The organism is Antarctobacter heliothermus, from assembly GCF_002237555.1.
Classification (GTDB): Bacteria; Pseudomonadota; Alphaproteobacteria; order Rhodobacterales; family Rhodobacteraceae; genus Antarctobacter; species Antarctobacter heliothermus_B.
The window spans coordinates 1,478,450-1,498,655 of record NZ_CP022540.1 but is presented as its reverse complement, the minus strand read 5'-3'; the positions used below and the strand labels follow the sequence as shown (position 1 = coordinate 1,498,655).

Here is a 20,206-nt window from a genome sequence, read left to right as displayed (position 1 = left end):
TTCCGGCGGCGGGGGCCCTGCGCCCCTGCCCCCATCAGCGATCGTCGAACCACGCGTCGACCAGCGCGCCGTACTCTCCCGATTCCCGCAGTTGCAGGATGGCCTGATTGATCGACTCGCGCAGCGGACTGCCGGTCGGCAACGCAATGCCGTAATCCTCGGACCGGAACACCCGGTCCAGAACATAGGCGTCGCTCTGCGGTGAGCGCAGCAGGTAATAGCGCAACAACGGACCGTCATACACCAACGCCTCGACCTCGCCGTCTTCAAAGGCTCGGATCATCTCGGCAAAGCCGGGATAGGCGTTGTGGCGCACCTCGCGCCCATCCAGAAACAGCGCTGCGGTGGACCCTGTGACCGTTCCGACCCGCCGCCGGTCCAGATCGTTGATTGAATCGATGGAACTTGTCAGCGCGGTGACGGTCATGGCGGCGGTGATCCGCGCCACAAAGATCGACACGCCAAACAAGCTGGCCACCACCAGCACCACGCCCAGAACACGGCCAAGGGCAGACCGCGGCATCCGCTCTTCAAAGCCGCCGTTGACCACTAGGTTCAGCGCCCACCAAAAGTTCGGGAACATCGCTTCGCGCGCGGGCCGTTCAAAATAGGGCTGGGCGCGGCGCTCAAAGACCCACATCAACATGCCGCCGCCAAACAGCGCGGCAATGGCCAGCAGAATGTACGCTGCCACCTCCAGCGTGAAGATCTGCTGCCAGAAAGAGTTTTCCGCCGCGCCCGCCACCATGATCTGCACCCCGCTTTCAAAGATCGGCAAGGTGAAATCCATCTCCGCCTCCCGCACGGCGGTGATCGAGATATTGGCGATGGCCCCGTCGACCTCGCCGTTGCGGACGCGGTCCAGCATCTCGGCAAAGCTGCCTGCGGTCTCAAACTGCACGTCGCGGCCGATCTGCGCCGCGATCCGTTGCATCAGGGCAATGCTGAACCCGTCATGCTCTGGTGCATTCATCGCAAAGGGCGGGCGCTCTACAGTTGAAAAAACCAACGTCTGCGCGCTTGCACACAACGGCATCAGGATCAGCGCCAAAAATAGGCCATATTTGCGGAAAGAGGTGGTCATCGTGTCTCCGGGCTGCGCGGCCCCCTGGAACCGCCGGGCGCATGTTGCTTGCCACGTCAGGACCGTGGCAAGCAACATTCAATCCGTGCGATACCAAAACAGTTGCCGGGCAGCTACGCGATAGGGCCGTTTCTGCCCAAAACTGCACGCACAATGACCACGGTGCGCCGCTTGACAGCCGGGACGCAAAAGCGCATCGCTCTCGCCGCAACCAAAGGGGGTGCCGTCATGGCCGACAAAAAGCCCAAAGCCGACAAGAAACCACAACAGGTCTACACCCTGCTGGTCGAGGTCGGGCGCAAGAACGGCGACGGCCTGCCCGCCAAATCCACCGGCGCCGCGCTCATGTGCTATGCCTCCGGCGTGGATGAGGCAGAGGCCGTGCGTGAAACCGTGGCGATCCTGAAACAGGCCGATATGGCCCCGCTGGACGTCACCGGCTATGGCACCCGCGAAGAGCGTGAGGCCCAAGGCCACGAGATCGACGACGAAGAGGCCGCGCTGATGGACCGTGCGCGCGCCGAAAACGCCGTGATCGTCGCACAGGTGACGCCCTTCAACGACTGACGCGCGGCGCGTTCAGGCGGCGCGGCTTTCGGCCAGCGTCACCGCCTCGAACGGGGCCAGCACCTTGAGCGCGGTGCCGCCGTGTTCCGGCATCAACCCCGCAGGTACATCCGCCAGCAGCGTATCGCGCAGAAAATCCCGCCGCCGCCGCAACCGCCCGACATACAGGCTCTCGATGCCCGCCCCGGCAGAGACCATCGCCTCGTGCCCCGGCAACAGCACCTGATGCCATGTGACCAGCGGGCCGCTGTCCTCAAACACCGCTGCGCGCCCGTTCACCAACCCGGCGGCCGGCACCAGCACCGCCTCACATCCAAACAGATAGGACACGTCCGCCCCCGCCACCACAAGGCACTGACCGGGGGCCACGATCAGATCCTTGTTCAGCCCGAAATACGGCACCTGCAGCCGCACCGGGCGGAACGTCCCCATCGCCGGAACCGTCCTTGAGACCTGCGCCAGCACCGGCACCGCCGCGCCCGCATGGGTCACAACCGTATCGCCACAGCGCAGATCCGCCACCCGCCGCGGCCCCTGCGGCGTGGCCACCTGCGTGTCGCCCGCCAGCGTCGGCACCGGCCCCAGCGGTTCGACCTCATCCGACAGCGCGCAACAGCCCGCCCCCTGCAAGGCCAGCACATCGCCCCCCGTCAGCGGCGACGGCGCGTCGGAGTCCTGTACCGCCAGCACCGTGCCATCCGCCCGTTCGACCGCAAACCGCCCACGCCGCGCCGGACTGTCCCAGGCGAAACTGATGCGCAGCACCTCTTCGCGCTGTTCCACCGCCAGCGGCAGCACGCACTGAAACACCTGCGCCCCTTGCGAGATCACCAGCGCCAGCCCCTGCCCCGCCACCATCGTCAGCGACAGGCTACCGGGCCACGGCAACACCCGGTCAATCGACAACAGCCGTTCCGGCCGCTTCCCGCCGCCCAACGTGGCCTCGACCATCACAGTGCCACGCGGCAAAAGACGGTCCGCCGCCCCCGCCTGCCAGTCCGGATCGACCCAATGCGCACCCGCCCCCGATACCGCAATCCAACCCATTTTGCCCCGCAGCCCTTACCGTTGACACAGACCTAACACGGCCAATCCCCCTGCGCCATTTGCCAAGCGTCCCAAGGCGCGCTAGCCCTACCAAAACGCCGCCATCTCAGGAGCCGCCGATGACCGATCCGGTCGACCTCACCGCCCGCCTTGTGCAATGCCCCTCTGTCACCCCCGCAGAGGGCGGCGCGCTGATCCTGCTGCATGAGCTGCTGGAGAACGCAGGCTTCACCTGCTTTCGCGTCGACCGGGGCGGCGTTTCCAACCTCTATGCCCGCTGGGGCGACAAGGGCCACGCCAAAACCTTTGGCTTCAACGGCCACACCGACGTCGTCCCCATCGGCAACCGCGACGACTGGAGCTTTGATCCATTTGGCGCGGAAATCGACGATGGCTATCTCTACGGGCGCGGCTCGACCGACATGAAATCCGGCGTCGCCGCCTTTGCCGCTGCCGCCATCGACTTTGTCCGCGACACGCCCCCCGACGGGGCCGTGGTTCTTGCCATCACCGGCGATGAAGAAGGCGATGCCATGGACGGCACCACCGCCCTGCTGGACTGGATGACCGCCACCGGCGAACAGATGACCGTCTGTCTGGTGGGAGAGCCGACATGCCCGGACACCATGGGGGAGATGATCAAGATCGGGCGGCGCGGGTCGCTCACCGCATGGTTCACCACAACCGGCAAACAGGGCCATTCCGCCTATCCGCACCGCGCGCTGAACCCGATGCCCGCGATGGCCCGCCTGATGGACCGGCTGGCAAGTCACACGCTGGATGAGGGCACCGACCACTTTGACCCCTCGACGCTGGCGGTTGTGACCATCGACACCGGCAACCCCGCCACCAACGTGATCCCCGCCCAGACCCGCGCCACCGTCAACATCCGTTTCAACGACACCCACACCGGCGCGGCCCTGTCGGACTGGCTGCGCGCAGAGGCGGCCAAGGTGGACGCCGAATTCGGCACCACGACCGAGGTCCAGATCAAGATTTCCGGCGAAAGCTTTCTGACACCACCCGGCCCGCTGTCGGACCTGGTTTCGCGCGCCGTTGCGCTGGAAACCAACATCACGCCGGAATTGTCCACCACCGGCGGCACCTCTGACGCACGCTTTGTCAAAAACCACTGCCCGGTGGTGGAATTTGGCCTTGTGGGCAAACGGATGCACGCGGTCGATGAACGGGTCGAAATCGCCCATGTGCACCAGCTCAAGGCGATCTACACCCGCATCCTGCAGGATTATTTCGCGTGATCCGGATCGAACAGACCACCGACCTTGCCACCTGCCACGCCCTGCGACGCGCCGTGTTCATCGACGAACAAGGCATCCCAGAGGCAGAGGAATGGGACGATCTGGACAAAAGCTCGGTCCACCTGCTGGCTTATATCGACGACACCCCGCTTGGCACTGCCCGCCTGCGGCAAGAGGGCGTAGAGGGCCGCATAGGCCGGGTCTGCGTGCTGTCTGAGGCGCGCGGCACCGGCCTTGGCGCGGCACTGGTCCGGTTCGGGGTGGATTGGTTCAAGGGCCAGCCCGACATTTCCTCCGTCGTTCTTGGCGCACAAAGCCACGCGCTGCCGTTCTACGAGAAACTGGGCTTTGCCGCCTTTGGCCCGGTCTACGACGACGCGGGCATTCCACATCAAAACATGCGGGCGCAGGCGTGAAACCGACGCTGATCGTCATGGTCAAGGAACCGCGCCCCGGTCGGGTCAAAACCCGGCTGGCGCGCGACATCGGCACCGTCGCCGCGAAATGGTGGTTCCATCACCAAAGCGCGCGCCTGCTGCGCCGACTGCGTGATCCGCGCTGGCATCTGGTGCTGGCCGTCAGCCCCGACCGCGCCGCCACCGCCAGCCGCGTCTGGCCCGCCGACCTGCTGCGCCTGCCACAGGGCGGCGGCACCTTGGGCGACCGCATGGCCCGCATGATGCGCGCCGCCGCCCCCGGCGCGGTCTGCGTCATCGGCGCGGACATCCCCGGCATCACCCGCCCCGCCATATGGCGCGCCTTTCGCGCATTGGGGCCTGCCGACGCGGTTTTTGGCCCGGCAGAGGATGGCGGCTATTGGCTGGTCGGCATCCGCAATGCGGCCCAAGTCCCCGCAACGCTGTTCGATGGCGTGCGCTGGTCCACCGAACACGCACTGGCCGATACCATCGCCTCCATCCCCGACAGGCGCACGGCACAGATCGACAGTCTGGTGGATGTGGACACCGTGGCCGACCTGCGCCGGGCCGATCCATCGCAACCGCGCGCATTGGATCACTAGGAAAAACCATGGCAAGAGCTTTGATCTCCTTTGGTGCGCGCAGCCTGATCTACCTCTTCGCCTTCTTTCCTTTGTTCTATCTGGCCTACAAATTCCACGTCCCGGATTTCGGTGGCACGGATTACGCCCACTACCACGCGATGTACCTGAGCCCGCTTGATTTCAGCGCGGCAGACGCGCCGTGGGTCTTGCGCCAAATTCAGGCGGTGCTCGTCAACCTTCTGTATGAAGCGGGCTTTGACTACGACACGGACATTGCCTTTGCCGCCACGGGCTATGAGCGCGGCGTTTTCTTTTCCGCCCTCACGGTAAATTACCTGTCCGTCACCCTGACGGCGGCTTTGCTGGGCACCTATCTGCACCGCCAAACGCGGCAGGCCGAACTTGTCTCGTGGTGGATACCCGCCGTGATGGTGTTCAACTTCAGCATCCTCTTCTTTGCCTTTTCGGGACTGACAGAGGGGCTTTCGCTGCTGATGTTCACGGCGGCCTATCTGGCCTATCGGGCCGGTCTCCCCCTGATCGCGGCGCTGATCATCCTCGCCGCCGCCCTTCAGCGAGAGCTCATTCCGATCCTCTTTGTCGCCCTCGTCTTTGTCGATCTGATCACGGGTGGGCAGCACAAGCAAAAGAGCCGACTGCTGGTGCTGGCCAGCGCCACCCTCAGCCTGTGCGCGCATATTGCGCTGCGTCTGTCGCTCTCCAATGACCAATACGGCCACCAACTCTCGCCCCAGTCCTTAATCGACGCGCTGGCGGGCTTTTCCTTTGGCAACCGAGAGTTCATCTTTCAGGTCTTTCTGACCCAGAACCTTGCCATCATCGTGCTGCTTGCCACCGTGATGTTTATGGTCGCAACCCGCAGGGCACCACGCGTCGATCGCTGGCTGACGCGCGATCTTTGCGTGACCTTCGGTGTGATCCTGTTTGTCGGGATCGCCGCAGCGGTCGGGAACAACATTGGCCGCCTGCTGATCTTCTGCTCTCCGGTTCTGACCATCATCCTTGCCAGCATCGCACGCGAATGGTCCTCTGTCCTGACCGCTCCGATCCACCGCGTCCCGCCCGCATCCGGGCCACCTGCCTAAGCGAAAGTCGTTTTCACGCGCAGGCCGAAAACCTGCATTTCCTAACAAATGATGAAATCACCTCTGTAACCTATTGATTTTGTTATGCCGAATTGCTGTCCACGCGTGGGCACCTCTTTTTGGACGGCTGCGGAATCGACATGACGCCGTCATGCGCCCGTGCTACCTCATTCCCATGAGCAAGCTGCCCACAAAGGCAGAGGTCCTTGACTGGATCTCCGCCAACCCGACCCTCACCTCGAAACGTGACATCGCCAAGGCCTTTGGCATCAAGGGGGCTGACCGCATTGATCTCAAGCGCATCCTGCGAGAGCTTGAGGATGAGGGCCATCTTGAAAAGCGCAAGAAAACCTACCGCGACCCCGACCGCCTGCCGCCCGTCAGCGTGCTGCAGGTCAAGGCCCCGGACGCCAACGGCGATCTCTTTGCGCAGCCGCTGGAATGGCACGGCGAAGGGGTCGAACCCACAGTCCTGCTGATCCCCCGCGCCAGTGACCCCGCGCTGGGCGAAGGCGACCGCATCCTCGCCCGTCTGCAGGTGGTGCATGAGGTCGACCACAACTATGAGGCCCGCCTGATCCGCCGAATCGGCGCCAGCCCGCGCCGCGTGGTCGGCATCTTCCGCAAGACCGCCGAGGGCGGGCGGATCATGCCCATCGACAAGGGCTCGGACAAGGAATGGATGGTCGAGACCGAGGCAACCGGCGGCGCCCAAGAGGGTGAACTGGTCGAGGCGGAACAGGCTGGCCCCGCACGGGGCCGCATGGGCCTGCCGCGGGCGCGCATCGTCGAACGTCTGGGCGACCCGACCGCCCCGCGCGCCGTGTCACTGATCGCGATCCACCAGCACGGCATCCCCGACGACTTTCCGCCAGAGGTGCTGGCAGAGGCCGACAGCATGAAACCGGCGGGCCTGTCCGGTCGCACCGACCTGCGGGACATGCCGCTGATCACCATCGACCCGGTCGACGCCCGCGACCGCGACGACGCGATCTTTGCCGAACCGGACGACGATCCGCAAAACGAAGGCGGTCATGTGCTGTGGGTCGCCATCGCCGATGTCGCCCACTACGTCACACCCGGCTCGGCGCTGGACCGCGAGGCAAAGTCGCGCGGGAACTCATCCTATTTTCCTGACCGTGTCGTGCCAATGCTGCCGGACCGGTTGTCAGGGGATCTGTGCTCATTGCATGAGGGCGTGCCGCGCGCCTGTATCGCTGTCCGGATGCGGATCGACGCAGCAGGCAACAAGCTGGGCCAGCGGTTCTATCGCGGGCTGATGCGCTCGCCGGCCTCGCTGAACTATGCAGAGGTGCAGGCGGCCATCGACGGCTCCCCAAACGATAAGACCGGCCCGCTGCTGGAGCCGGTCCTGAAACCGCTCTACGACGCCTACGACGCATTGCGCGCCGCTCGGGAACGGCGTCAGCCGCTGGATCTGGACCTGCCGGAACGCAAGATCAAACTCGACGAGGACGGCAAGGTCACATCGGTCGATTTCGCCGACCGGCTGGACGCCCACAAGCTGATCGAGGAATTCATGGTGCTGGCCAACGTCGCCGCCGCCGAAACCCTGATCGCCAAGGACACGCCGCTGCTGTTCCGCGTCCATGAGGAACCGCCGCAGGAAAAGCTGGAGTCGCTGCGCGACACCGCGGAATCTGCCGGGCTGACACTCGCCAAGGGGCAGGTGTTGAAAACCCACCACCTGAACCAGTTGCTGCATCAGGCCGCCAAGACCGGCGAGTCGGAATTGATCAATCTGGCCACGCTGCGGTCGATGACCCAAGCCTATTACAGCCCAAAGAACTTTGGCCATTTTGGCCTCGCGTTGCAGAACTACGGGCATTTCACCTCTCCGATCCGGCGCTATTCGGACCTGATCGTGCACCGGGCGCTGGTCACGGCGCATAAATGGGGTGACGACGGGTTGAGCGTGCAGGATATCGAACGGCTGGAAACAACGGCGCAGCATATCAGCGACACGGAACGCCGGTCGATGATGGCCGAACGCGACACCACCGACCGCTATCTGGCCGCATTTCTGTCGGAGCGGCTGGGGGCGGAATTCACGGGCCGCGTATCCGGCATTGCCAAGTTCGGCCTGTTCGTCAAACTGGATGAAACCGGGGCTGACGGTCTGGTGCCCATCGGTACACTGGGCAACGAGTATTTCCACTTTGACCGCGACGCAGGCACCTTGATGGGCGGCAGCACGGGGCGAATTATCGGTCTGGGAATGCGGGCGCGAGTGAAACTGGTCGAAGCGGCTCCCGTGACCGGCGGCATTGCTTTTGAATTGCTGGAACTTGACGACGACGAATACCAGAGCGTGCAAGGCGGTCGTCAGGCGCGCGGACGCGGGCGTGGGCGCGGCAAGCCGGGAACTTCCCCCCGTCGCAAGCTGGCCAAGGCCAAGACCAAGGACGCCAAGACCAAGCGCAAGGTATCGCGGCAGCGTCGGGAAAAGAACTGAGGCTGTCGCGCGGGGCGCGGCGGCAGGAAACCGCGCCCCACACCGGTTCCGTCTTCGCAAGTGACCCGGCTCGGGTTAAGCTGCTGTAAAACAAAAGAGCAGCAGGATCGTAGCCATGATGTATCGCGCGTATTTCGGACTGATCGCCCTGCTTTTGACCGCCCCCGTAGTTTCGGCCGAGGCAGTCGACAGGTCTTTGCGCCCCGTTGCGCGGGGCGAAACGTCCCTGACGCCCGCCACTATCCCGCCAGAGGAAGAGGTGGTCGCCCGCGCCGCCACCCTGACAGACGGTGCCTTTGCGCCTGCCCTGTCGCTGCGCCCTACGCTGCGCCCCGCCGCGCTACAGGCTGAGGCGGCGCTGTCTGCTCGGATCACCGGCACGCAGGCCGGGTTTGCCGCTTGGGTGCAAGAGTTTCGGCCCCGGGCCCTGGAACAGGGCGTGCGCGCAGAAACCTTTGATCGCGCCTTCAAGGATGTGGCGTTCGATCGCAAAGTGGTCGAACGGGACCGCAACCAATCGGAATTTACCAAGACGATCTGGGTCTACCTCGACAGCGCCGCATCGGACGCCCGCGTTCGCAACGGCAAGGCCGCCCTGCGCAAGAACGCTGCGCTGCTGGACCAGATCGAGGAGAACTACGGCGTCCAGAAAGAGGTTGTCGTGGCGATCTGGGGCTTGGAGTCCGCCTATGGCACCTTTCGCGGATCAACCCCGGTCATCCAGAGCATGGCGAGCCTGGCCTATGATGCGCGGCGCGCGGAGTTCTTTGAGGAACAGGTGATCGACGCGCTGAAGATCCTGCAACAAGGCGACACGACACCCGACAGGCTGAAAGGATCCTGGGCCGGGGCCATGGGGCACACGCAGTTCATGCCGGGATCGTTCCAGCGGCTTGCCGTCGATCACGATGGCGACGGGAGGCGCAATATCTGGGATGACGATCCCGCCGACGCGCTGGCGTCCACCGCCAACTACCTGAAAGCCAACGGCTGGAAGACGGGCGTGCCTTGGGGGGTCGAGGTGACGCTGCCCAAAGGTTTCGACTATCTGGAGGCCAAGCGCGAGGTCACCCGCCTGCCCTCTGCCTGGGCACGCAAAGGCGTGGTGGGCGTGGACGGTGAGCCGGTCAAGGACTTCGGTCCCGCCTCTGTGCTCCTACCAGCCGGCCATCAGGGCACGGCCTTTTTGATCTTTGAAAATTTCGAGGTGATCGAGACCTATAACACCGCCGACGCCTATGTGATCGGCGTGGGCCATCTGGCGGACCGGATTGCAGGCGGTGCCCCGTTCAGCGGTAGCTGGCCACGCGAGGACCGGGCGTTGACCTTTCAGGAGCGCATCGAGTTGCAGAAACGTCTGACCGCAGCGGGGTTTGACACCGAAGGGATCGACGCCAAGATCGGCCCGCTCACCGTCGAGGCGGTGCGCAATTTTCAACAGTCAAAGGGGTTGGTGCCGGACGGTTATGCCTCACCCGCGATCCTCAAACGTTTGCGCTAAGTCTGTGAGCGGTTTCGCCGTGCCTGCGGCCCGGCGATCCGACGGGGGGCTCTGGCCCCCGGCCCCCCCGGGATATTTTAGGACAGAAGAAGCCGGGACCGCAGTTTGGTTTAGAAGTCGCGCTCTGCGCAGGGACCACCGACGAGGCATTTGTGAACGCGGTCGAGATCTTCGCGACGCGGGTTGATGTACAGCCAATTTCCGCAGGGTTCAGCCTGCACCACCCGCATACCGTTTTCGTGTTTGATGAAGGCCAGGTAGCGGGCACCGCTTTTGGGGGCGGCGCACCACGGGCCAAAGCACAGCACCCGCAGCGTCACGTTGGCCTGAAACACCGTGTTGTAGCCGCTAGGGTCCAGCGCGTGGCCGACCATCGTGGCGCGCAAGTCGGTTTGCGGCGGCACCGCATCTTGTCGGTTCCAGTCGACCTTGGGCAGCCGGTTTTCGTCAAAGTCGAGCCGTCCGACCGCGATGCCCCATCGTGTGTCAGCTGTATCCGCCGCATGGAAATCCCGCACTGGGTCTGGCGGCAGGCAAGACAAGGACAACGCTGGGGTTGCCAGAAGCGACAGGATACATGTCAGCCAGCGCATCAGAGATGTTTCCGGAACGCGTTGATCACCTGTTCGTAGACCATGCGTTTGAACGGCACGATCTGCGAGACCACCTCGTCCGCCGACATCCAGCACCATTCGGAAAACTCCTGATGATCGTCGGCGTCCAGACGCACCTGATCGTCCGTGCCGTGAAAGCGCAGCAGGAACCATTTCTGTTCCTGTCCCTTGTAGCGGCCTTTCCAGATCCTTGGCACGATGTCATGCGGCAGATCGTAGGCGATCCAGCCATCGGTTTCGGCCTCGACGGTGACAAGGTCGCGGGGCACGCCGGTTTCTTCTTCAAGTTCGCGCAGCGCGGCATCCTTGGGATCTTCGCCTTTGTCGATCCCGCCCTGTGGCATCTGCCAAGCGGGAATGTCACTGTCGATCCGCTGGCCGACAAAGGCCTGGCCCCGGGTGTTGACCAGCATGACGCCAACGTTGCGGCGATACGGCAAGGCGGCAATCTGTTCGGGGGTCATGGCGGGCTTTCGTCGGGTTGATTTGCAGGGAAGCTAGCGCAGGGGCGGTTTGTTCGAAACCCCCGTTTCAGGGCCGGATCACTAAGATTAGCGCCTGTCTTGCCCCCGGTGGCAGTCAAAGAAAAACCGGCGACCCAAAGGCCGCCGGTTCAAAATCGTCAAAGGTGTCGCGTCAGTCCCTGGGTGCCAGAGCCGACAGCCCCTTGAGGATGTCGATGGCGTAGGCCAGTTGATAATCCTCTTCACGCAGTTTGGCGGCGGCCTCTGCCTTGGCGCGGTCTGCTTGGATCTGCTCGATCTCTTCCGGCGTCAGCGAGTCGTTGTCGAGGCTGCCGCGCAGGTCCGCCTCGGTGCGGCGGAACGGGTTCGCGGGTTCTTCTTCTTCCACCGCGTTGGGATCACGGCGCGGCTGTTCGACCACGATGTCGGGCGACACGCCCAGCGCCTGAATCGACCGGCCCGAGGGTGTGTAGTAACGCGAGGTCGTCAGGCGCATCGCGCCATTGCCGCGCAGCGGCATCACCGTCTGGACAGAGCCTTTGCCAAACGATTTGGTGCCCACGACGATAGCACGGCGGTGATCCTGCAGCGCACCGGCGACAATCTCGGACGCAGAGGCAGAGCCGCCATTGATCAGCACCACCAGCGGCTTGCCTTCGGCCAGATCGCCCGGCTGGGCGTTGTAGCGGTCGCCATCGGCGGGATCGCGGCCACGGGTCGACACGATCTCACCTTTGTCGAGGAACGCATCGGACACCATGATCGCCTGATTCAGCAAGCCACCCGGGTTGTTGCGCAGATCGACGACAAAGCCGTTGATCTTGTCGATGCCGCCCGCTTCTTCGACCTGTTTGGCCAGTCCATCGGCAAGGTTGGCAAACGTCTGGTCGTTGAAGGTCGTGACGCGCAGCACCACGGTTTCACCCTCTGTACGGGTCCGCACCGCAGTGAGCTTGATGGTATCGCGGATGATTGAGACATCAAAGGGTTCCTCGACGCCTTCGCGCACCACGGTGATCACGATCTCAGAGCCGACCGGCCCACGCATCATGTCCACCGCTTCATCCAGTGTCAGGCCCAGCACGCTTTCGCCGTCAACATGGGTGATGAAATCACCAGCCTCCATGCCCGCCGCGTCTGCCGGAGTGCCATCCATGGGCGAGACCACTTTGACAAAGCCGTCTTCCTGCGTGACTTCGATGCCCAGACCGCCGAATTCACCACGAGTCTGCACACGCATGTCGGCGGCATCCTCGGGGGCCAAATAGCCCGAATGCGGATCAAGTGAGGTGAGCATCCCGTTGATGGCTGCCTCGATCAGGTCCTTTTCATCAACCTCCTCGACATATTGCGCGCGAATGCGTTCAAAGATGTCGCCGAACAGGTCAAGCTGTTCATAGACGCTTTGCGGGCGTGCCCCTTCTTGCGCCAGCAGCGGCCCCACCAGTTGGGTGGTCGCCACGACGGACGCCAGCGTGCCGCCCACTGCGGCCATCACGAATTTCCTCATACCTCAATCATCCCTTGTCGGTTGTGAACCACCGCAGTGGATCTTCGGGCACGTCGCCCTCTCTGACCTCTATATAGAGCGTTTCGGACCGGCCTGCGCCAGCCCCCTCACCTGAAGGTGACAAATTATTGCCTGCCGCGCCCCCCATCAGCCCGACCGGCGATCCAGCGGGCACAACCTGCCCGGCTTCGCCAAACGTGGTGTCCAGTCCGGCCAGAACAAACATCAGGTCGGCCTGAGGTTCAAGGATTACGACCAGACCGTAGTCCAGCAGCGGACCAGCGTAGCGAATGGTTGCCGCCGTGGGCGATGTGACCAGTGCGCCGGGGCGTGTGGCCACAACGATTCCGGGGCGCGACACACCTGCGGCGTCGCGGTCACCTGCCTCATGCAGAATCACGCCGCGCACCGGCAGCGGCAGCGCGCCTTTGCGGTCCTCAATGGCCGGCAGCGGCGGTGCGCTGTCGTCCTCGGAGATTTCCGCCAGCCCCGAGGCAAAACCCTGCAACGTCTCCGTGGCCGAGATCAGGATGGCGGTTCGGATCGGGTCCTCGGTAAAGCGGCGCGGCAGATCCGTGCGTTCGGCGATGGCCTTGCTGAGGGCCGTGCGCGCAGTTTGCACGCCGCTCAAGCCCGATTGCAGCGTGTCCGCCGCATTCTGTTGCAATGAGCGTAGGGCTGTGACCTCTTCCAGATCTGCGCGCAGCGCTGACGCCCTGTCCGCCAAACCCGGCGTCACGGCTGCCACCAACATGCCTGACCGTGCCGCGCCCAGCGGCCCCTCCGGATGGATCAGCGTGCGTGTGGCGGCCCGATCGCCGACCGCCATGAGTGCGCCCAGCAGGCGGGCCACCTCTGCCTCCTGCCCCGCCAATCTCCGGCTGAGTTCCGTTTCGCGGATCGTGGCGGCGCGCAGGCCCTCCCGCATTGCGGCCAGCCCATCCTCATAGGCGCGCACAGTGTCGGTCAGCGCTGCCACCCGGTCCTGCGCCTCTTCCGCGGTGCCGAGCAGGACTGACGCGGCCTCTAGCGCCTCAGCCGCGGCGCGCGCCTGCGCCCCCGCATCCTGCGCGGTCACCTGTGCGGCCCAAAGGGCAAGAATGAGCGCAAGACGTTTCACTTGATCAGGCTCACCCCGGTCATTTCCTCGGGCTGCGGCAGATCCATCAGTTGCAACAGCGTCGGCGCGACATCCGCCAGCCGTCCGTCACGCAGCTGCGCGGCCTCTGGCCCGCCGAACAGGATCACCGGGACTAGATTGGTGGTATGCGCGGTGTGCGGCCCGCCGGTTTCAGGATCGACCATGGTTTCGCAATTGCCGTGATCGGCAATGACCAGTAGCGCGCCGCCGGTTTCCTCCAGCTTGGCAACCACTTGGCCAAGGCCCGCATCCACCGCTTCACAGGCTTTCATCGCAGCTTGCAAATCGCCAGTGTGGCCGACCATGTCAGGGTTGGCAAAGTTCACCACGATCAGGTCATAACCGTGGTCGATGGCCTCAAGGAATTTCTCTGTCACTTCGCCCGCCGACATCTCTGGCTGCAGGTCATAGGTCGCCACCTTGGGCGACTTGGGCATAAAGCGGTCCTCATGCGGTTCCGGCGTTTCCTTGCCGCCATTCAGAAAGAAAGTGACGTGTGGATATTTCTCTGTCTCGGCCAGACGGAACTGCGTCTTGCCCTGTTTGGCCACCCATTCGCCCAGCGTGTTGACGATGGTTTGTTTAGGATAGGCCGTGGTCATGTAGGCACCATGTGCCTTGGAATAGTCCACCATGCCCAACAGGCCCGACAGGGGTTTGAGCGTACGGGCGAAGCCGTCGAACTCTGGGTCACCGATAGCGGACAGGATTTCCCGCGCGCGATCCGCGCGAAAGTTGAGAAAGAATACGCCGTCGCCCTCGGCGATTCCGGTGTAGCCGTCGACAATGAAGGGCAGAATGAATTCATCGGCCTTGTCGTCGGCGTAGCTGGCCTTGATCCCGGTGAGGACGTCAGGCTGCGATGGCGCGTCGCCTTCGACCATGGCGCGATAGGCTTTTTCGACGCGGTCCCAGCGCGTGTCGCGGTCCATCGCGTAGTAGCGCCCGCTCACGCTGACGATTTTGGCGCCTTCGGGCAAGGCGGCCTCGAACGCAGCGATCTGGTCCCCGGCAGAGGTGGGCGGCACGTCGCGGCCGTCGGTGATGACGTGGATGGCGACGGACAGCCCTTGATCAGTCAGGGCCTTGGCGGCGGCGAGGATGTGATCGGTGTGGGCGTGGACGCCCCCGTCGGAGGTCAGCCCCATCAGATGTGCCGTGCCGCCCGCATTTTTGACTGTCTCGGCAAAGCTGAGGATCTCGGTGTTCTGGAAAAAGGACCCGTCCTCGATGGCGAGGTCAATCTGGCCGAGGTCCATGGCGACCACCCGGCCCGCGCCGATATTTGTGTGGCCCACCTCTGAGTTGCCCATCTGGCCCGTGGGCAGGCCGACGTCGGGGCCGTGGGTGATCAGCGTGGCATGCGGGCAGGTCGCGGTGAGGCGGTCCATCGTGGGGGTCTTGGCCAGCTTGGGCGCGTTGTGTTCCGCGTCCTCGCGCAGGCCCCAGCCGTCGAGAATAGTGAGGATGACGGGTTTCATGGAATAAGCCCTCCGAAAATGCTGCTGGGATGGGTTTAACAGCGCGGCAATCAGATGTGGAGAGGGATAACATCCGGGCTGTCCACGCGTGGACACGGGGGCGGATATGGAAAATCAATGGGTTACAGAGACGAATTTACGAAGTGTTAGGATTTGAGCGGGGAATGGCCTTTGGCCAGCGGTGCTTTTCCCGGGCGTTCCTGATAGTCTTGCGCCGCCCAGAACGCCAACACAGACCACAGGACAACACGATGGAGACGCGCAAACCGATCCCTCTGATCGTCGCCGGTCTGTTCGCGCTGTTGTTCCTTGTCCTGCTGGCCATGATCTACAGCGCCTCAACCCGCGCCACGCGGTTTGAGCGTGATGGGGTGGACGCGACAGCGGTCTTTGTCTCTGGCCGCAGTCAAAGGACCAACACGCAACCGGATAAGCCGCCCCGCCTTCGGTACTATGCCACCGTAACGTTTGAGGCTGCGGGCCGCAGGATCACGGTCGAAACGCAGGTCACGCGGGATTTCCTGCGCGCGATGGAACAAGGCACGCGCGTCGCGCTGCGCTATCTGCCCGACGATCCGCGCAGCATCCAACTGGACCCGCTGTTCGAAAGCCGGAACATGGCGCTGGCGTGGATGTTTCTGCTGTTCTTTGCCGGATGCCTGATCGTACCGCCGGTGCAACGCTGGCGAAAGGCCCGACGGGTGGAGAGTACAGCGCCGGAACCGCGCGTCCGACCCAAGGCCGGGCCATTGCCGCGATGGGTGCGGGTGGTGTCGGTGATTTTGATGATCTGCGCGGCAGTGTCGTTCTTTACCCTGTCGATCTGGCTGCGGTACGCGGTCGAGGCTTGGGCCTTGCCGCATATTGGATGGGTGAGCCTGCCTTTGGCGATGGCGTCGATGTTGGTGTCGCCGGTGGGGTTTGGCGTGGCGAATTTGGCGATGATCTGGGAGGTGCAGAGGTCTCTGCGGGTGGGGGGGGGCGGAGGAGGTGGCGGGCTGAAGCCCGCCCTACGGTGTTTTGTGGGATGTGTGCCAGCCTCGCTTTGGACAATCCGTCAAGGATCGGCGCGCCTTCGCTGCGACGATGCCGGTCAGGTGCTCGCCCGGCGGGCTTCCGGCCCGTGTTCCGCGCTTGAGGCAGGTGCATCGTTGATAGGACAAATAGCAGTTGCTAGGCGCCAATTGGGGTTTCGCTACGCCCTGCTGCGTCGCACGAGGGTACCCAGCAAAACAAATGCAAACCCGACAAGAAGCGAGACAGTTCCTTTGTCTATCGCTTCCCCGGTGTTCTCTGCACTTCCAAGGTATTGACCAATCGCGTTCGTGTAAGCCTCGCCTTCAAACGAAGTCGCAACCCACACTGCCATGAGAACTCGAAGTCCTCCAACAACTATGGCGACCCAGCCAAAGATTTGAGCAATCCGACCCAAACGCCTCACCCCTGCAAGCTTTTCACCACCAACTCACCCTCTTCACGCTCTTTCATCGCCAAGGCCGCCGCATGGGCGCCCGCGGCGGTCGTGTAGTAGGGGATCTTGTCGTAGAGCGCGACAGAGCGGATTTCGCGGCTGTCGGCCACGGCGGCGGCGCCTTCGGTGGTGTTCATCACCAGTTGGATGCCGCCGTCCTTCATCAAGTCGACCACGTTGGGGCGGCCTTCGTAGACCTTTTTGACCAGTTCGCAGGCGATCCCGTGCGCCTCCAGGAAGGTCGCGGTGCCCTGAGTGGCCACGATGGTGAACCCAAGGTCCACAAGGACGCGCGCGGTTTCGGCGATCTGGGGGGTCTTGTCCTCATCCTTGATGGAGAAGAACACCGCGCCCTCTTGTGGCAGGATGGTGCCTGCGCCCATTTGCGCCTTGAGGAAGGCGCGCGGGAACGAGCGGTCCCAGCCCATGACCTCACCGGTGGAGCGCATTTCCGGGCCAAGGATCGTGTCGACACCGGGGAAGCGGGCGAAGGGCAGCACCGCCTCTTTGACAGAGAACCACGGCATGTTCGGATCGGCCAATGTCATCGGGTCGGCCATCGGCACATCGGTGTCGTAGTCGGTGTCTTCGGCATAGCCCGCGCGGAGGGGGAAGTTGGACAGCGGCTCACCCGCCATGATGCGGGCGGCGATGGAGGCGATGGCGCTGTCGGTCGCCTTGGCGACGAAAGGCACGGTGCGGCTGGCGCGGGGGTTGACCTCAATCAGGTAGATCTCATCCTCGCCGGCCTCATTGGGTTTGATGGCGAATTGGACGTTCATCAGGCCGACGACATTCAGGGCCTTGGCCAGCGCGTGGGTCTGTTTTTCGATCTCTTGCAGGATCGGTTTGCCCAGCGAATAGGGCGGCAGCGAGCAGGCGGAATCGCCCGAGTGAACGCCCGCCTCTTCGATGTGCTGCATGATGCCCGCGACGTGGACGTTCTGCCCGTCGCAGAGCGCGTCAACGTCCAGTTCGACCGCACCGGACAGGTAGCTGTCCAGCAGCACGGGGCTGTCGCCGGACACCACAACCGCCTCTGAGATGTAGCGGCGCAGGTGGTCCATATCGCGGACGATTTCCATCGCGCGGCCGCCCAGAACGTAAGAGGGGCGGATCACCAGCGGAAAGCCGATGTCCTCGGCGATGGCCAGCGCCTGTGCGTCGGTCGAGGCGATGCCGTTGCGCGGCTGTTTCAGGCCAAGTTGGTTGACCAGCGCCTGAAAGCGTTCGCGGTCTTCGGCAAGGTCGATGGCGTCGGGCGTGGTGCCAAGGATCGGGATGCCCTCTGCCTCTAGCGCGTTGGCGAGTTTCAGCGGGGTCTGGCCGCCGAACTGCACGATGACGCCGTGCAGGGTGCCATTTTCCAGCTCGACCCGCAGGATTTCCATGACGTGTTCAAAGGTCAGCGGCTCAAAGTACAACCGGTCCGAGGTGTCGTAGTCGGTCGACACGGTTTCCGGGTTGCAGTTGATCATGATGGTTTCATAGCCCGCGTCGGTCAGGGCAAAGCAGGCGTGGCAGCAGCAGTAATCGAATTCGATCCCCTGCCCGATGCGGTTGGGGCCACCACCGAGGATGACGACCTTTTTGCGGTCGCTAGGGCGCGCCTCACATTCCACCTCGCCCATCATGGGCTCTTCGTAGGTGGAGTACATGTAGGGGGTTTGCGCCTCAAACTCGGCCGCGCAGGTGTCGATGCGTTTGAAGACGGCGGTGACGCCCTGCGCGTGGCGGCGGCTGCGCACGTCTTTTTCGGCAAAGCCGGTCAGCTTGGCGAGGCGCGCATCGGTAAAGCCCATCATCTTGAGCGCGCGCATGCCGTCGGCATCCTGCGGCAGGCCGTTTGCGCGGATCTCGGCCTCGGCCTCGACGATCTCGCGGATGCGGGCAAGGAACCACGGGTCAAACATGGTGGTGCCGTGGATTTCGTCATCGGTCAGGCCGTGGCGCATGGCCTGCGCAATGGTGCGCATCCGGTCGGGGGTTTGCTGGCCGATGGCCTTGATGACGGCGGATTTGTCGGCGGGGATCGACCATGCGTCAACGCCAACACCGGGGATGTCGACCTCATCAAAGCCGGTCAGGCCGGATTCCATCGAGGCGAGCGCCTTTTGCAGCGATTCGTGGATGGTGCGGCCGATGGCCATCGCCTCACCCACGGATTTCATCGCGGTGGTCAGCAGCGGCTGTGCGCCGGGGAATTTTTCGAAGGCAAACTTGGGGATCTTGGTGACGACATAGTCGATGGTCGGCTCAAAGCTGGCTGGCGTGACCTTGGTGATGTCGTTGTCCAGCTCATCCAGCGTGTAGCCGATGGCCAGCTTGGCGGCGATCTTGGCGATGGGGAAACCGGTCGCCTTCGACGCCAGAGCGGAGGAGCGGCTGACACGCGGGTTCATCTCGATCACGACCATGCGGCCGTTTTCGGGGTTCACCGCCCACTGCACGTTCGAGCCGCCGGTTTCGACGCCGATCTCACGCAGCACGGCGATGGAGCCGTTGCGCATGATCTGGTATTCCTTGTCGGTCAGCGTCAGCGCCGGGGCAACGGTGATCGAATCGCCGGTGTGAACGCCCATCGGATCGACGTTTTCGATGGCGCAGACGATGATCGCGTTGTCCGCCTTGTCGCGGACGACCTCCATCTCGAACTCTTTCCAGCCCAGCAGCGACTCATCCACAAGGATCTGACCCACAGGAGAGGCATCCATGCCGGTGCGGCAGTAGTGGATGTAATCCTCGCGGTTATAGGCCACGCCGCCGCCGGTGCCGCCAAGGGTAAAGGCGGGGCGGATGATGGCGGGCAAGCCGACATATTCCAGCGTTTCCAGTGCGATCGACACGCCAGCATCCAGATCGAACTTGCCCTTGGCGTTCTTGGGCGCGGTGACGATGGTGGCCTTGGGGTTCTCAAGGCCGATGCGGTCCATCGCCTCGCGGAAGAGCTTGCGGTCCTCGGCCATCTCGATGGCCTCACGCTTGGCGCCGATCATCTCGACGCCGAATTTCTCCAGCACGCCCATTTCCTCAAGCGCGAGCGAGGTGTTCAGGCCCGTCTGTCCGCCCATTGTGGGCAGAAGCGCGTCGGGGCGTTCCTTTTCGATGATGCGCGCGACAACCTCGGGTGTGATCGGCTCGATATAGGTGGCATCGGCCAGACCGGGGTCTGTCATGATCGTGGCCGGGTTCGAGTTGACCAGAATGACCCGGTAGCCCTCTTCGCGCAGCGCCTTGCAGGCCTGAGCGCCGGAATAATCGAACTCGCAGGCCTGTCCGATAATGATGGGACCCGCTCCGATGATCATGATCGACTGGATATCGGTTCTCTTCGGCATCGGGCGCTCCATGCTCAGCCCCGGGAGACGGCAGCCCCGGAGGTGTCTATTCGCAAATTGTCGGCGTTATACGCGGCGCGCCTTCGAGCGCAAGCCTCGAACGGGGTGGTACGCCGCCACGTCGTGCCTATCTCTGGCAAGCGC

The 20,206-nt window shown here is 63.7% G+C and carries 16 protein-coding genes; 8 read left to right on the top strand and 8 right to left on the bottom strand.

Going from position 1 to position 20,206, the window contains the following annotated elements:
* Positions 1–34 precede the first annotated feature (34 nt).
* Positions 35–1,084, bottom strand: coding sequence for a transporter substrate-binding domain-containing protein (locus ANTHELSMS3_RS07045; RefSeq protein WP_094036979.1), 1,050 nt, complete (start codon positions 1,082–1,084; stop codon positions 35–37).
* Between the two features lie 228 nt (positions 1,085–1,312).
* On the opposite strand from ANTHELSMS3_RS07045, the gene ANTHELSMS3_RS07040 reads away from it, so the two are divergent.
* On the top strand, positions 1,313–1,651 hold the full coding sequence (locus ANTHELSMS3_RS07040) for a hypothetical protein (RefSeq protein WP_094036978.1): 339 nt from the start codon (positions 1,313–1,315) through the stop codon (positions 1,649–1,651).
* A gap of 12 nt (positions 1,652–1,663) precedes the next feature.
* On the opposite strand, the gene ANTHELSMS3_RS07035 is transcribed toward ANTHELSMS3_RS07040, so the two are convergent.
* Positions 1,664–2,698 carry a Hint domain-containing protein gene (locus ANTHELSMS3_RS07035; protein WP_094034253.1) on the bottom strand — a complete coding sequence of 345 codons (1,035 nt, stop codon included), beginning with the start codon at positions 2,696–2,698 and terminating at the stop codon, positions 1,664–1,666.
* A 119-nt stretch (positions 2,699–2,817) separates the two neighbouring features.
* Here ANTHELSMS3_RS07035 and dapE point away from each other — a divergent pair, with 119 nt between their 5' ends.
* The 6 genes from dapE (at position 2,818) to ANTHELSMS3_RS07005 (ending at position 10,043) form a co-directional block, all read left to right on the top strand.
* Positions 2,818–3,957: a succinyl-diaminopimelate desuccinylase gene (dapE, locus tag ANTHELSMS3_RS07030; RefSeq protein ID WP_094034252.1), complete on the top strand. Its 1,140-nt coding sequence runs from the start codon at positions 2,818–2,820 to the stop codon at positions 3,955–3,957.
* Positions 3,957–4,373: a GNAT family N-acetyltransferase gene (locus tag ANTHELSMS3_RS07025; protein ID WP_094036977.1), complete on the top strand. Its 417-nt coding sequence runs from the start codon at positions 3,957–3,959 to the stop codon at positions 4,371–4,373. Before dapE ends, ANTHELSMS3_RS07025 begins: the two co-directional genes overlap by 1 nt.
* Positions 4,370–4,978 (top strand): TIGR04282 family arsenosugar biosynthesis glycosyltransferase, encoded by a 609-nt coding sequence (locus ANTHELSMS3_RS07020; protein WP_094034251.1) that lies wholly within the window; start codon positions 4,370–4,372, stop codon positions 4,976–4,978. The genes ANTHELSMS3_RS07025 and ANTHELSMS3_RS07020 overlap by 4 nt, the downstream gene beginning before the upstream one ends.
* A gap of 8 nt (positions 4,979–4,986) precedes the next feature.
* Complete coding sequence (locus ANTHELSMS3_RS07015) at positions 4,987–6,066, top strand: hypothetical protein (protein WP_094034250.1); 1,080 nt, start codon at positions 4,987–4,989, stop codon at positions 6,064–6,066.
* 175 nt (positions 6,067–6,241) lie between these two features.
* Positions 6,242–8,542: a ribonuclease R gene (rnr, locus tag ANTHELSMS3_RS07010; RefSeq protein WP_094034249.1), complete on the top strand. Its 2,301-nt coding sequence runs from the start codon at positions 6,242–6,244 to the stop codon at positions 8,540–8,542.
* 118 nt (positions 8,543–8,660) lie between these two features.
* Positions 8,661–10,043: a lytic murein transglycosylase gene (locus tag ANTHELSMS3_RS07005; protein WP_094036976.1), complete on the top strand. Its 1,383-nt coding sequence runs from the start codon at positions 8,661–8,663 to the stop codon at positions 10,041–10,043.
* A 110-nt stretch (positions 10,044–10,153) separates the two neighbouring features.
* Here ANTHELSMS3_RS07005 and ANTHELSMS3_RS07000 read toward each other — a convergent pair whose 3' ends face one another.
* The 5 genes from ANTHELSMS3_RS07000 to gpmI form a co-directional block, all read right to left on the bottom strand.
* Positions 10,154–10,636, bottom strand: coding sequence for a hypothetical protein (locus ANTHELSMS3_RS07000; protein ID WP_094034248.1), 483 nt, complete (start codon positions 10,634–10,636; stop codon positions 10,154–10,156).
* Positions 10,636–11,121, bottom strand: a complete 486-nt coding sequence (locus ANTHELSMS3_RS06995; RefSeq protein ID WP_094034247.1) for an RNA pyrophosphohydrolase — start codon at positions 11,119–11,121, stop codon at positions 10,636–10,638. Before ANTHELSMS3_RS06995 ends, ANTHELSMS3_RS07000 begins: the two co-directional genes overlap by 1 nt.
* Positions 11,122–11,293: 172 nt before the next feature.
* On the bottom strand, positions 11,294–12,631 hold the full coding sequence (locus tag ANTHELSMS3_RS06990; protein ID WP_094034246.1) for a S41 family peptidase: 1,338 nt from the start codon (positions 12,629–12,631) through the stop codon (positions 11,294–11,296).
* Positions 12,632–12,638: 7 nt separating this feature from the next.
* Positions 12,639–13,751 (bottom strand): murein hydrolase activator EnvC family protein, encoded by a 1,113-nt coding sequence (locus tag ANTHELSMS3_RS06985; protein WP_094034245.1) that lies wholly within the window; start codon positions 13,749–13,751, stop codon positions 12,639–12,641.
* The gene (gene gpmI, locus ANTHELSMS3_RS06980; RefSeq protein ID WP_094034244.1) at positions 13,748–15,253 is read right to left on the bottom strand and encodes a 2,3-bisphosphoglycerate-independent phosphoglycerate mutase; all 1,506 of its coding nucleotides are present in this window, start codon (positions 15,251–15,253) and stop codon (positions 13,748–13,750) included. Before gpmI ends, ANTHELSMS3_RS06985 begins: the two co-directional genes overlap by 4 nt.
* Positions 15,254–15,504: 251 nt before the next feature.
* On the opposite strand from gpmI, the gene ANTHELSMS3_RS06975 reads away from it, so the two are divergent.
* Entirely contained in the window at positions 15,505–16,566 is a 1,062-nt protein-coding gene (locus tag ANTHELSMS3_RS06975) for a DUF3592 domain-containing protein (protein ID WP_157733430.1), read from the top strand.
* 124 nt (positions 16,567–16,690) lie between these two features.
* Here ANTHELSMS3_RS06975 and carB read toward each other — a convergent pair whose 3' ends face one another.
* Positions 16,691–20,062, bottom strand: coding sequence for a carbamoyl-phosphate synthase large subunit (gene carB, locus ANTHELSMS3_RS06970; RefSeq protein WP_094034242.1), 3,372 nt, complete (start codon positions 20,060–20,062; stop codon positions 16,691–16,693).
* Positions 20,063–20,206: the final 144 nt, after the last annotated feature.